Source organism: Paenibacillus macerans (genome assembly GCF_050565405.1).
Classification (GTDB): domain Bacteria; phylum Bacillota; class Bacilli; order Paenibacillales; family Paenibacillaceae; genus Fontibacillus; species Fontibacillus macerans_B.
Genome location: NZ_JBNYYG010000010.1, coordinates 68,429 through 82,159 on the forward strand (window position 1 = coordinate 68,429; position 13,731 = coordinate 82,159).

The following is a 13,731-nucleotide window of genomic DNA, read 5'->3' on the forward strand; positions in this document are numbered from 1 at the left end:
CTGCTCCTTTGCACGATTATCCCTTTCGTTAAGGAACGAAGGTCAGGGGCTAGGGAAGTAAAGCAGACCGGACGAAAAGATAGAGGACAAGACGCGGTGGAAACGAGAAGGTCGTGATTTTGCTGCAGTCTGAACCCTTCCGTCTGCGGCAGCGCCTGCACCGTCGTACTCCCTCTAACCTGCTCCTTTGTCCTAAGCCCGCCTCATGATCTTGAACCGCTCTGTTTTTCCACCCAATATTTTCTTTTCTTCCCCCGAGGATTTTCTGTATCTCTGCTGCCTGACCAAATGGGATAATCGTGCAAAGCGTCCGGACAGCGAGTGTTGACCTGATGGAATTTTCGGGTTTGTTTCGGAGTCCATAGTTAGAGCAGCGTCCCCGGGTTTAGAAGGACCGGAACTCTTCTTTCCGCGCCCGGCTTGACGAATCGAACTTTTGTAACTAGAATGGTTGCAGGATAAAACGAATTTTAACTATTTAGGAAAGAAGGGGTCGCATGCCGCCGAAAACCGCCACCAACGCTTTGGCCCAGCGCAAGGCCGAGCAGTTGAAACAGCAGCAAAAAATGAAAACGAGACGCCTGATTTGGTTCACGACGGTAGGACTGCTGCTTGTCCTGATTATCGTGGTGCTCTCCATTCAGCCCAAACCGAAAGCCGCTTCGTTCGACTATGAGAGCCTCCCCGTGCTGGGTAAAGCCGATGCGCCGGTGAAGGTGCTTGAATTCGGAGATTATCAGTGTCCGTCATGCAAACACGTCAATGAGTTGATTAAGCCGGATCTGGCCAAGGATTATATAGATCAAGGCAAAGTCGCCTTTTATTTCATGAATCTGCCGTTTATCGGCACGGACTCGTTTACGGCCGCCTTGGCCGCGCAATCGGTCTATCATCAAAGCAACGACGCGTTCTGGACTTATTTCGATGCGATTTACGAGCTTCAGGGGGCCGAGAACAGCGGATGGGCTTCGGCCGAAGCCTTGGTGGATCTGGCCAAGCAGCTGGAGCTGCCGATCGATTACGACCTGCTGCAGAAGGACATCGCGGAAGGGACGTATCAAAGCGAGGTCGAAGCGCAATTGGCGCAGGGGAACAAGCTGGGCGTCGACAGCACGCCGACGATGTTCATTAACGGCGTGGAATACGCCGGCAACCTCGGCGATTACGGGGCGCTGAAAAAGGCGATCGACCAGGAACTGTCCGGCGAATAAAAGGGGGAAACGGACGATGCGGGCTTTTTTGAGGGATTACGGCATTTATTCGGCCTGGCTGGTGGCGCTGGTCGCGACCGCGGGCAGCTTGTATTTAAGCGAAGTGCTGCATTACGAACCTTGCCGGCTATGCTGGTTCCAGCGCATCTTCATGTACCCGCAGGTCATTCTGCTTGGCATTGCGGCGTACAAGAACGACCGGCACATCATTCCGTACGTGCTCCCGCTGAGCATCGTCGGTGGTTCGATCTCCCTGTACCATTACGGCGAGCAAAAAATCCCCGCGTTGTCCAAGCTCCTTCCCTGCAAGGTCGGCGTGCCGTGCAACGTGGACTATTTGGGCCAAGGCTGGCTCGGGTTTATTACGATCCCGTTTATGGCGCTCGTCGCTTTCGTGCTGATCGCGTTGTGCCTGACGGCGGCCCGCCGGAAACGGGATGACGCATGACTGGTCTTCGGCCTTACGCGAACTGGAAAACAGTAGAAGCTGCAACCTTTTGACCGTTCGGATCGTTCGAGTAGGCAAGGGGGTGCAGCTTTTTTGAACAAATCGATGAAAACGTTGGGATGTATGACTGTGATCCTGCTATCCATGTCGCTTGCCGCCTGCAGCGGCCAAACGGCAGACTCCGGAACCAACGCGCAGAATGGCGGCACGAATGGCAATCAGGTTCAGGACCAAAACGGCGGCCGGACGGATGTGCAGGATAAGCCTTCCGAAACGAAGCAGGGGACCGGGATTTTCATAGGCCTGATCGATAACCATTCGGCGGAAATCGAGCTGGAAGGAACGCCGACCGCGTTTCAAATGGATGAAACCTTGGCCGCATTGGCGCAGAGCTTAGCTCAGGGCACGCCCGTGGCTTTTGATTACGTGGAGCAAGCGGTGGAAGGCGATGACTTGCTTAAGCAACTGGTGCTGACGAAGCTGGAGGCTTCCGAAGGGAAAGCCGTGACCGATATCGGCGTGGAGGAAGCTTCGGGCCTGCCGGCCGAGAAGGCGATCGAAGTCGAGCTGGAGGGCATGAAGGAGCAGCGGACCGCCAAGTTGGCGCAGGGCGCCGGCTATGCGTTTTATATGTTCGACGGCTTCTCGTTTGATGCCGGCGCCCATCGGTTAACGATGGACTACGATCCGGGATACCATGTGGACATTTCGAAACTGCCGGCCGGCTACGACGTGGCCGATTTGGCTAAAACCGCCCGGGAGGAACTGTCCAAAACCGGCAAGGTCGAGGAACGTTCCGGCGAAGAGATCTATGTCACGATGCGCGATGCCGAATTGTACCTGATCGCTAGCGGCGATGACTTGACGCGGGAGTACATCGTCAAGAACATCGGCGGGCAGGGTTACGCGTGGATGATCAACATGCCGCACGGCGAAGCCTCGGAAGGCTTTGGCCCGCTGGCCTTCGCATCCTTGAACACGATCGTGGCGACGGATTGAAGAACATATAAGGTAACGTAATGATGCCGTCCGCGCGGGGAACCTGCGCCGGACGGCTTTTTCGATATAGCCCAAATCGGCGCTTGACGGGCGAGGCGGTGCCAAAGGGTCGGCCTGCCCCTTTTCTGTACAACAATTGGAGCGGGTGGCCCCCATTTCGGCTATGAGCGTCTTGATCCGTCCGCGCGGTCTGATCAAGACGTATACCGCTTTCGGAACTCCCTCGGGGAGCAGCCGTTCCTAAGCGTAAAGCGGTTCGAGAAATACGGCGTGCTGTTGAACCCGACATAAGCGGCGATGTCCGCGATCGGCCACTCCGTCTTCAGCAGCAGCAGTTTGGCTTGTTCCAGTCGGTATTGCAGCAGATAATCGTTGGGCGTCATGCCGTACACCTGCTTCATGCAGCGGGTGATGTAGTTATAGTGATAATGCAGCGCTCCCGCCAGCTGCTCGCTATTCAACTCGGAACGAAAGTTGGTTTTGATGAATGCCTCGGCTTTCTCCGCCACGTTGACGACTGGAGACGCATATGACTCCAACTGCCGAAGGTCCATGGCGCGCAGCAGCTCTTCAAAACGCTCCTGGCGGGTCCAAAACGCGCGGGACTGGCGTTCTCCGGAGGTTTGCAGCAGGTGGCGGAGCAGTTGATGAACCTGCTCCGGATAGGGAATGTCCCAGACTTTCGGCAACTGGAGAGAGTACGGCGGAACCCGAAACCGCTTGTGATGCCCGTCCGCGCCGGGAAGCGGGTAATCCGCCTCTTCCGCTGGCAACTGCTGCCAGGAGCATACCGTATGAAAATGCAGCCAGTAGAAGACGGTCGGTTCCTCGCAAGGCTTCACCGCATAATGATCGCGATCGGGGAGCAGCAGCAGCGCTTGCCCCCCGGTCAAGCTCCAGGTCGTGTCCGCTTCGCCGATATGCAGCGTCCCGGATTCCATGACGATCAGATCGAAGATGCCGATATTGCGCCGGCTGGGATGTTCGTCCCCGGGCTGGTATACGGTATGCCCGCACTCCAGGAAATAGGGCAAGGGCGGTGCTGCAAACTGCACCATTTCAGACGCATTCAACATTGCATTCTCCTCCAGGGTGAGTGTGAAATATTATAACTTTCAGGTTGCTGTCATTCGTATTATGAACTAAATATATGAGATAAAATGAATTTTGTCAGTATGATATTTCAAAAATAAAGGAGGATTCCTTGTGATGTTTCAAACCGAGCATACACCGCGTTCCGAAAGGGTGGCGCTCCATCGGGTGCGGATTCGGGACGATTTTTGGAGCTACTATATCGGGTTGGTCAAGGACGTGGTGGTGCCTTACCAATGGGAAGCGCTGAACGACCGGGTCGAAACGGCGGAGCCCAGCGGGGCCGTACGCAATTTCCGCATCGCGGCGGGCCTGGAGCAGGGAGATTTCTACGGGCTGGTGTTCCAGGATAGCGATCTGGCCAAATGGCTGGAGGCCGTGGCCTATCTTTTGGAAGCGGATGCAAACCCGCAGCTCGAGGAAATCGCCGACGGCTTGATCGACGTGATCGCTTTGGCCCAGGGGGAAGACGGCTACTTGAATACGTATTTCACGCTGAAGGAGCCGGACAAACGCTGGACAAACTTGACGGAGTGCCACGAGCTGTACTGCGCGGGACATATGATCGAAGCGGGAGTCGCCTATTATAGAGCCACGGGAAAAAGAAAGCTGCTGGACGTGGTCTCCCAATTGGCGGATTACATCGACGGCGTGTTCGGCACCAAGCCGGACCAGCTGCCCGGGTACGACGGCCATCAGGAGATCGAACTCGCCCTCGTCAAGCTGTACGAAGCCACGGGCGAGGAGCGCTATTTGCGCTTGAGCCGCTATTTTCTCGATCAGCGCGGGCAGCAGCCTAATTTCTTCCAGGAGGAGTTGCGGCGGAGGGGCGGCAAATCGCATTGGCCGGGGAACGGCGACCGCATCGACCTGGCGTACCATCAGGCGCATCTGCCGGTGCGCGAACAGGAAACCGCCGTCGGGCATGCCGTGCGGCTGATGTATATGCTCGCCGGGATGGCCGACGTTGCGGCGTTGACCGGGGATGGCGCGATGCTCGAGGCCTGCCGCAAGCTATGGGACAACATCGCCGGCAAGCAGATGTACATTACCGGAGGCGTCGGCTCGATGCCGCAGGGCGAAGCGTTTTCGTTCGACTACGATCTGCCGAACGACACGGTATACGCCGAGACGTGCGCCTCGATCGGGCTGATCTTCTTCGCCCAGCGGATGCTGCGGATCTCGCCGGAATCGAAATACGCCGACGTGATGGAGCGGGCCTTGTACAACACGGTGGTCGGCGGGATGGCCCGGGACGGCAAGCATTTCTTCTACGTCAATCCGCTGGAAGTGGATCCTAAGGCCTGCGGGGGCGCCAACCACAAATTCGACCATATCAAGCCGGTCCGTCAGGAATGGTTCGGCTGCGCCTGCTGCCCGCCGAACGTTGCCCGGCTGCTGGCTTCGCTGGGCGAATACATCTATACGGTGCAGGACGATACGGTTTACGCCCACCTTTACATCGGCGGGGAAGCGGAGCTAAACGTGGGCGGCCGTGCGGTGAAGCTCGTGCAAACGACGGAGTATCCTTGGGACGGAACCGTCCGCATGGAGGTGCAGCCGGAGGAAGACGGCCGGTTTACGCTGGCCCTGCGGTTGCCGGAGTGGTGTCCGAAGGCGGCCCTGACGGTGGCCGGCGAAGCGGTTGCGGTGGAGGACGAGGGCCGGATCCAAGACGGTTATATCCGTCTGGAGCGGCAGTGGCGGCCCGGCGACGTGGTGGAGCTGAAGCTGGCGATGCCGGTGACGCGCATGCACAGCCATCCGCTCGTGCGGGCCAACGCCGGGAAGGTGGCATTGCAGCGCGGGCCGCTCGTGTATTGCCTCGAGCAGGCCGATAACGGCGAGCACCTGCATGAACTCGTGCTGCCGCAAGCTTCGGAGCTTAGCGCCGAACGCGAGGACGGGCCGCTTGGCCGCATCGTCACCGTGCGGGCCAAGGCCGTGCGGGTGTCGGAGCGGGGGTGGTCCGGCGGCTTGTACAGTCCGTCGGCACAGCCGAGCGAGCAGCCGGCCGCGCTGAAGTTCATTCCGTATTACGCCTGGGCCAACCGCGGCGAAGGCGAAATGACCGTATGGGTACGGGAGAGATAGACGGCTTACCGATTCTTGATTCTTATTGAATATGCCGCAAGCGGGTTCGCAGAAAAACGAGCAGCACGGCGATATTCCAGACGGCGCAGGCGGCAAAAACGACCGACGCGCCCCACCAGGCGATCGCCCAGCCGGAGGCGTACACGGCGATCGGCATGCCGATGCGGAAGCAAGTCCCGGTGATGCCGGCGATCCGGCCCATCAGCGGGGCCGGCGTCTGCTCCTGGCGGAACGCGTAGATCGACACGCTATACAGGGTGGCGGCGAACCCGCACAGAAACAGGGCGGCGATAAACAAGGCGAGCCCATGCGTGAAGAACAGCAATGCGTACGCCAGCGCGTTCAGCAGAATGGAGGCGGCATACACCTTGCCCAGCCCCCAAACCGCCCTCAGCCTGCTCAGGAACAGGCTTCCCGCCAGCCCGCCGGCGCCGGAGGCGGAGAGCACGACGGCCAGAAGGGATGAGGAGAGGCCCAGATCGTCCTTCGCAAAAAAGATCACCGTGGTGTTGACTACGGTATAGGTACAGTTGAGGAAGATGACGAATGCGGTCATCATCATGAGCGGTTTATTGGCGCTGAACGCGCGCCAACCTTCCAGAAACTCCGCGGCGAACCGGGTTCGCCGCGGAGTTCTGGTTTCCTCGGCCAATTTCAGCCTCGTGAACAGGCCCATGCAGAGCAAATAACACGCCGAGGTAATGATCAGTCCGTCGGAAATGTCGGATAACATCAGGATCAGGCCGGACAAGGCCGGGCCCATGATGCCGACGAAGGTCTCGGCGAAGCTCAGCTTGGCGTTGGCGCTCGTCAATTCCCGCGTCGGGACGCTAAGCTTGGTCAAACTGACCTGCGCGTTGAAATAGCCGTAACTCAGCGTCATCAGCAAGAAGCCGATCGCGTAATACACCGGCAGAATATGGATGCCGGAGCGGAACAAAGCGACGAAGCCCAGGAGCAGGGCGGCCTGCAGCCCGATCATCCAGAGCACCCAACGCTTTTTGTCCACCCGGTCGACGAACACGCCGATGAAAATGGCAAAGAAGAAGTTCGGCAGCAGCTCCGCGGTTTTCATGCTGGACATGGCGACGGCAGAGCGGGTGATGTCGTACATCATGAGCGGCAGGATGATTTCGTAAAGCTTGCTGCCGAAGGTCAGCAGAAGCACGCTCGACAAAATGATCGCAAACGAGCGGTTGAAGCGAGGCTTCAGGGCGGGCTCGGCAGCGGTGGCGGGCTCGGACTCGAAATCGGTCCCGGTCCCGTTCACGTCATCGAACGAAGCGATGGGGCCGGTTGCGGCGGTTTGCTTTTTGAGCGGGGCGAAGTCGGTTTCCATGGCGTGATTATGCCTCCAGGCTATTGCGAATGTGATTTACGGCGTGCTTGACGCGATCTTATTGTAACGCGGGAACGGCAGGAGAAAAACGGTAGAAAATCATTGACGGATTTCCGCTTTTTCGGGCCAGGCCCCTTAATTAGCCCGCAGACTGGGCAAAAGCCGCTGTGACAAGTGCCTAATCGTCCGCATATGATACCGAAGACGGATCATCTTTTGGCAAAGGAGAGGGCGGCTCTGAAAAGGATAAAACCTGCGAAATCAGGCAAAGCGAGGAAATCGCTTTATTACGTGGACAATCCGGAAATGAATGAATTAAAGCTGTTGGAGGAGCGAAAGGCCGAGCTGCAGTCCGAGGAAAAGGAACTGCACATTCACCAGACCTCGGCGCCGGCGCTGTCGGCCCCTGAAGAGAACGAAGCGGCTAGCGTGCCGCCAAACAATGAGCCTGCGGCATCACCGACGCTCGGCGATCGGGTGCTGCAGGAGCTATTGCGCGAAAAAGCCGCGCCGCATCAAGAGCAGGGCATCATTTATACGGACGATATCATGGACGCGGCTATCACGGGGGAGAAGATCGCTCCGTTTACGATCGACGCTTCGCGGATCATGCGGGGCACCGTCGGCACGGCATGGATCGCCGACTATGCGGTGGAGAACATCAAGCTGGCCGACCGGGCGGTGACCTCCGGCAAAATCGCCCCTTTGTCGGTGACCGGCAGCCACCTGGTCGACGGCTCGATCGAGGGACGGGCGATCAAGGATCACGCCATCGGTGGCGAGAAGCTGGCCGATGGCAGCATAACGCCGGAGAAATTGGCCGACCAGGCCATTTCCGGAGAGAAGCTGGCGGACGGCTCGATCCAAAGCCGGCATTTAAGCGAATGGATCGTAACGACGGATTTGCTGCAGGACCAGGCGGTAACGGGAGATAAAATCCGCAGCGGGGCGGTGGATGCGCTGCAGCTGGCAAACGGGGCGGTCGACACCTCGAAGCTCGGCGACGAGGCCGTGACCACGTCCAAGCTGCGCGACGGTTCCGTCACCGGGGCCAAGCTGCGGGACGGCGCGGTCGAGGGCCATCATTTAGCGGAACACGCCATCGCCCAGCGCCATTTGGCTCCCGGGCTGATCGGCCGGGAGCTGCTGGCCGGGTCCAGCGTCGGCGCCGAGCAATTGCAGGAAGGCAGCGTGAAAGCGGTCCATCTGGCCGATGGGGCGGTGGAGTCCCGCCATATTACGCCCGGTGCGATTGCCGGCGATCAGGTACAGCCGGGCAGCATCAGGCAGCAGCACATTCCCGACGGGGAGATCGTAGGCCGCCATCTGGCCGACAAAACGCTCCTCTCCTCGAAGCTGGCGGATCAGTCCGTAGGCACGGCGCACATCATCGAGCAGGCGGTGACCTCGTCCAAAATCGCCGATCAGAGCATCCTGCCGGGGAAAATCGCCGAGGAAGCCGTATTTACCCGCCATCTGGCCAAAGGCGCCGTGCAGTCGGCGCAGCTCGCACCGGGGGCGGTGACGGGCCTGCATTTAGCTGCCGCATCGGTGCAAGGCGAGCATTTGCTCCCGGAGACGGTGCAGGAGTGGCATTTGGCCGATAGCGCGGTAACCGGCGAGAAACTGGGATTAGCCGAGGTGTCCGGTCATCACCTGACCATCGGGGCCATTTCCGAGCATCATCTGCAGTCGGACAGCGTCACCGCCGATAAGCTGGCGCCGGGCAGCGTGACCAGCCGCGCGATCGGATCCGGCTCGGTGACGGCAGCCGCCATCGGAGCCGGGCAAATCAATGCCGACCATCTGGGCGCGGGCGTGGTGCAGGGCCAGCATCTGGCCAAGGGCAGCATCGACGGCAGCCTGCTTCAGTCCGGCGCGGTCCGGGAGGCGCACTTGGGAGTGGGCGTCGTGTTCTCGCCGCATCTCCAAGACCATGCGGTCACGAGTGTAAAGCTGTCGCCGGAAAGCGTGACGACGGATAAGCTCGGGGACCTGGCGGTAACGTCCGCCAAGCTGGCCGACGGCGGCGTAACGGCGGCGAAGCTTGCTGCGCAGGCCGTCCGGTCGGCTCATCTGGCGCCCGGTGCCGTGCAGCCGGAAGCATTGGCGGCGGAGGCTGTACGAATGGAGCATTTGGCCGCCGCTTCGGTCGGCTCGGGACAGCTTCAATCGCAGGCCGTCGAAGAAGGGCATCTTAGCACCGGTTCGATCTCCGAGCGAACGCTGCAAGACGGCGCCGTCACCGCGGGCAAATTGGCGGCAGGGTCCGTGCAGGCCAGCCACTTGGCTCCGGGCGGCGTAACGGGCCGCCACCTCGACGAAGCGGCGGTCGAATCCCGCCATATTGCCGAGGAGGCGATATCCGCCGGCCACCTTACTCCCGGGCTGCGCCGGGGCGGGCTGCTGCCCGAGGGCGGCATCGGCGCGGATGACCTGCAGTTGGCGTCCGTCGGACGCGAGCATCTGCAGGCCGGGGCGGTCGACGCCGAAGTGCTGGCCGACGAAGCGGTCGGCAGCGGCCACTTGCAAGCCGGGGCTGTGCAGGCCGACCATCTGTCGGCGGAAGCCGTGCAAGGCCGGCACCTGGCTGCAGGCGCGGTGCAGGGTCAGCATCTGGCGTTGGCCAGCGTCGAGTCGCGGCACATCCAAGAGTCGGCGGTGAATGCTCGCCACCTCGCGGCGGAAGCCGTGAACCTATGGCATTTGTCCGCCGAGTTGCAGCATAGCGGCCTGCTGCCGGAAGAAGGCATCGGCGGCGGGGACATCCGGCCGGAGTCGATCGGCCTTGCGCATCTGCAGCCGGGAGCCGTGGATGCCGGCGTGCTCGGCGAGGGCGCGGTCGGCAGCGTCCATCTGCAGGCCGGGGCCGTGCAAAACGGGCACCTGGCTCCGGGCGCAGTGGAAGGCCTGCACGTGGCCGAGGGCTGCATTGAGCCGCGACACCTCGGCGAGGCGGCGGTGAAAGCCCGCCATCTTGCGGCGGAAGCCGTGAACCTTCGGCATTTGTCCGCCGAGCTGCGCCAAAGCGGCCTGCTGCCGAAGGAAGGCGTCGGCGGCGGGGACGTCAGGCCGGATTCGATCGACCGGACGCATCTGCAGCCGGGTTCGGTGGATGCCGACGTGCTCGTCGAGGGGGCGGTCGGCAGCGTCCATCTGCAGGCCGGGGCCGTGCAAGCCAGCCATCTGTCGGTGGAAGCCGTGCAAGGCCGGAACCTGGCGGCAGGCACGGTGCAAGGCCAGCATCTGGCGCTGGACAGCATCGATTCGCGGCACATTAAAGAGGCGGCGGTGAAAGCCCGCCACCTCTCGGCGGAAGCCGTGAACCTATGGCATTTGTCCGCCGAGCTGCGGCAAAGCGGCCTGCTGCCGGAAGAAGGCGTCGGCGGCGGGGACCTTCAGCCGGCGTCGATCGGCCGGGCGCATCTGCAGCCCGGGTCCGTGGATGCCATCGTGCTCGGTAAAGGCGCGGTCGGCCAGGGACACCTGCAGCCGGGGGCGGTGCACGGCGTCCACCTCGCGTCCGATGCGATCGGCAGCGGTCAGCTGGCTGACGGAGCGGTAAGCTCGCGCCATCTGCAGCCGGGCGCCGTCGGGCCTGAGCAGCTTGCCTTCACCCCGGTCCAGACGCTGCCGGGGCTCCCGGCTCAGCAGCAGTTCGGCATGGTTCCGTTTTTGCTGCAGCGCCACGAGGAGGAAACGGAGATCACGATCGTGTTCGATGCCCCGTTCGCTTCGCCCAATTTCGTGATCGTAGGCATGACCAACCATCCGGCTTATTACGTCACGCTGAAGGACCAGGCTGTCGAATCGGCCGTCATTACGGTTTCCAAGCTTAAGGAAAGCAATGTGAATTACGGCTTCGTGACGTGGATCGCGATCGGAGATACGCTCTAAAATACGAGGTATGCCAAACAGCCGCCGGACTCTCCGGTGGCTGTTTGATTCGGCTGTAGTTACCATGAAAAGTGATATATATTTCACAGCGTGTGATTTTGTGTACAGCATTTTTAAGCCGAATTACCTAGTATAAGTGGAAACCGCTTGCATCTATTTTTTTCCTTTATTATGTGAATAGATTCACGTAATGGGGTGCTGCGGTTTGAAGGAAGTTTCGGTACCAAGGGAGGGGCGTGACTGCTCAGAAAGCTATCGCGATTTTTTGAGCAAAGGCAGACAAACAAAGAGAAACCGTCATTAAGAAGCAGGTTATGTATTTACATAGCTTGGGCAATTTCACAAGGGAGAGGATCGCATTTGAAAAAGCTGATTTGTCTTACGGTAAGCGCGACGCTGGTATTATCGTCTTTGGCGCTTACGGTTGATACGTCCGGGTTCAAGCTGACCGGCATTGACGTCGTATCCGCAGCATCGGAAACCACCGAAACGCCAGCGAAAGAAACGCCATCGAAACCGACAACGAAGACACCTACGAAAACAACAACGCCTAGCAAAACAACAACCAAAACACCAAGCAAAACTACGACGCCTGCGAAGTCCACGACTACGCCGGCTAAGTCTCCGACAAAAGCAACGACTCCGGCCAAGACGACCGCACCGGTCGTTAAACCGGTAGAAAGTCCTTATGCCGACGGCGTTTACGTCACTTACGGCAACGCATACTCCAAAGGTACCGAAGGTGCCAAAGTCACGATCAAAGACGGCAAGGTGGCTGCGCTTGAGCTGCTCAGAACGAGCCCTAAGCTGATCGATCGCGACGTGCGCAACAACTACAGCGGCCTATGGCAAGCTTATGAAACGATGGAGAAAAACCTGCTCGGCAAAACGCAAGAGCAAGCTGCCAAGGTGGACGTCGTTTCCGGAGCAACCCGTTCGAGCGAAGGCTGGAAGCTGTCCGTTGACCGGGCCTTCCAAAGAGCGCTGAAGGAGAAGCCGAAAGGCGCAACCTATTTCGCCGGGGAGCACATGGGTGTAGACCCTGAAGGCAAATACATGGTATTCGTGAACTACGACGCCACGAAACGTCTGGGAGTCAAGGTATATCCGCTTGACGCCAGCGGCAATGCCGTCGAAGAAACGAACTTGACCGAAGCGCAAGCCGCGCTGACCAAGGCGATCACCGCCGAGCTGTCGGCTAACGGCACCAACGCCGTAGCTACCAAAGGCAACGAAGCGGAATTCAAAGCCGCCGTCAACGCTTATTGGGATGCCGAGCAAAACGCGAAGATCAACAATGCGGCGAAATACGTCGACGGATTCTATTCCGCTTACGGCGCAGCCCGCGATAAAGGCGTGGAAAGAGCCGACGTTTACATCCGCAACGGCAAGCTGGTTGACGTGAAGCTGTACAGACTGGGCTCCAACCTGATCGACCGCGGCGATACCGCATATGCCGAAGTCGTGAAAGCCAACGCGCCGATGGTTGCCAAACTGCTGGCGAACGGTTCGTTTATCGCGAATTACAGCGATGACGTCGACGCGATTTCCGGTGCGACCGAAAGCAGCCATAGCTGGAACGTGGCCGTGGAAAGAGCGTTTGAAAAAGCGCTAAAGGTTCCGGGCAAAGCGAAATATTTCGAAGGAATTTTTGCCGGCGTGGACAATTTGTCCAAAGTGCTTGTCCTTGCCGACGTCAAAGCCGATAAAGCAACGAATGCGACCGTATATCTGTTTGGCGCCGACGGCAAGCTGATTGCGGGCGACAAACTGACGGAAGAACAAAAAACGGTTGTTGCCCAACTCACGGAAGGCCTGAACGCATACGGTGCGGACATGACACCGATTCCGACGCAGGAAGCGCTGAGCATGGCAGCCAGAGCGGCTTTCGCCGACCTGCTGAACAACGCTTCGAAAGCGCAAAACAACTACAAGGACGGCACCTTCACCGCCTACGGCGATGCCTATGACAAAGGGACCAACCGCGCTGACGTAACGCTGCGCAACGGCGTGATCGTCGGCCTGAAGCTGTACCGCGTAGGCGTCAACATGGTTGACCGCGGCCAATCGGCTTATGCCGAAGTCGTAAGAGCGATCCCGATCTTGACTCGCGACCTGCTGTTCGCGGGAACGAGAGAGAAAGCGGAAAAAGTGGACGTAGTAACCGGGGCTACCAGCAGCAGCACGGCTTTGAAAGCGGCTGTCGAGCTGGCCTACAAAAAAGCGGAAATCAGCGAGACTTACAAAACGGCTTACGCCAACGGCATCTTTGCCGGCATCAATAAAGATAAATCCGTTTATGTTATGGTAACCGTTCAAAACAACGTTCCGTTCAAGATGGAAGTATTCTATCTCGACGACAAAGCGAAAATCAAAACGGAGGATCAATTGTCCGCGGACGAGAAGACCGTCAAGACGGAAATCGAAACGCCGACGACAACCGGATCCCTGCATAAATACGGCTATCGCCCTGCTGCATTCGGCGAGACGGACGGCGTAAAAGCCGTATCCGCCAAAGTCGTAGACGCGATCAAAAATGCGCTTGAAAACGCCGGCAGATAATCGAAACCTCCCGGCAACCAAGTCTATGCGCACATGAACAAAGCCCCCCTTGCAAACCGTGCGAGGGGGGCTTTTGTCTTTTGACATGC

At 59.2% G+C, this 13,731-nt stretch carries 8 protein-coding genes; 6 read left to right on the plus strand and 2 right to left on the minus strand.

The genetic code is table 11. From position 1 onward, the window contains the following. Positions 1-497: 497 nt before the first annotated feature. The 3 genes from ACQ4N8_RS09230 to ACQ4N8_RS09240 all read left to right on the plus strand — a co-directional run bounded on the left by ACQ4N8_RS09230 (position 498) and on the right by ACQ4N8_RS09240 (position 2,658). The gene (locus tag ACQ4N8_RS09230; protein ID WP_430704055.1) at positions 498-1,211 is read left to right on the plus strand and encodes a DsbA family protein; all 714 of its coding nucleotides are present in this window, start codon (positions 498-500) and stop codon (positions 1,209-1,211) included. A 16-nt stretch (positions 1,212-1,227) separates the two neighbouring features. After that, positions 1,228-1,659, plus strand: coding sequence for a disulfide oxidoreductase (locus ACQ4N8_RS09235; RefSeq protein WP_430704056.1), 432 nt, complete (start codon positions 1,228-1,230; stop codon positions 1,657-1,659). A gap of 93 nt (positions 1,660-1,752) precedes the next feature. Then, entirely contained in the window at positions 1,753-2,658 is a 906-nt protein-coding gene (locus ACQ4N8_RS09240; RefSeq protein WP_430704057.1) for a hypothetical protein, read from the plus strand. A gap of 194 nt (positions 2,659-2,852) precedes the next feature. Here the strand turns inward: ACQ4N8_RS09240 and ACQ4N8_RS09245 are convergent, their stop codons facing one another. Continuing rightward, positions 2,853-3,734, minus strand: a complete 882-nt coding sequence (locus ACQ4N8_RS09245) for an AraC family transcriptional regulator (RefSeq protein WP_430704058.1) — start codon at positions 3,732-3,734, stop codon at positions 2,853-2,855. 133 nt (positions 3,735-3,867) lie between these two features. Here ACQ4N8_RS09245 and ACQ4N8_RS09250 point away from each other — a divergent pair, with 133 nt between their 5' ends. After that, positions 3,868-5,844, plus strand: coding sequence for a glycoside hydrolase family 127 protein (locus ACQ4N8_RS09250; RefSeq protein WP_430704100.1), 1,977 nt, complete (start codon positions 3,868-3,870; stop codon positions 5,842-5,844). Between the two features lie 22 nt (positions 5,845-5,866). Here the strand turns inward: ACQ4N8_RS09250 and ACQ4N8_RS09255 are convergent, their stop codons facing one another. Beyond that, the gene (locus tag ACQ4N8_RS09255; RefSeq protein WP_430704059.1) at positions 5,867-7,183 is read right to left on the minus strand and encodes an MFS transporter; all 1,317 of its coding nucleotides are present in this window, start codon (positions 7,181-7,183) and stop codon (positions 5,867-5,869) included. Positions 7,184-7,474: 291 nt separating this feature from the next. Between ACQ4N8_RS09255 and ACQ4N8_RS09260 the strand changes: the two genes are divergently transcribed. Further along, positions 7,475-11,080, plus strand: coding sequence for a WIAG-tail domain (locus tag ACQ4N8_RS09260; RefSeq protein ID WP_430704060.1), 3,606 nt, complete (start codon positions 7,475-7,477; stop codon positions 11,078-11,080). A gap of 360 nt (positions 11,081-11,440) precedes the next feature. Continuing rightward, positions 11,441-13,642 (plus strand): FMN-binding protein, encoded by a 2,202-nt coding sequence (locus ACQ4N8_RS09265; RefSeq protein ID WP_430704061.1) that lies wholly within the window; start codon positions 11,441-11,443, stop codon positions 13,640-13,642. The last annotated feature ends 89 nt before the right edge of the window (positions 13,643-13,731 follow it).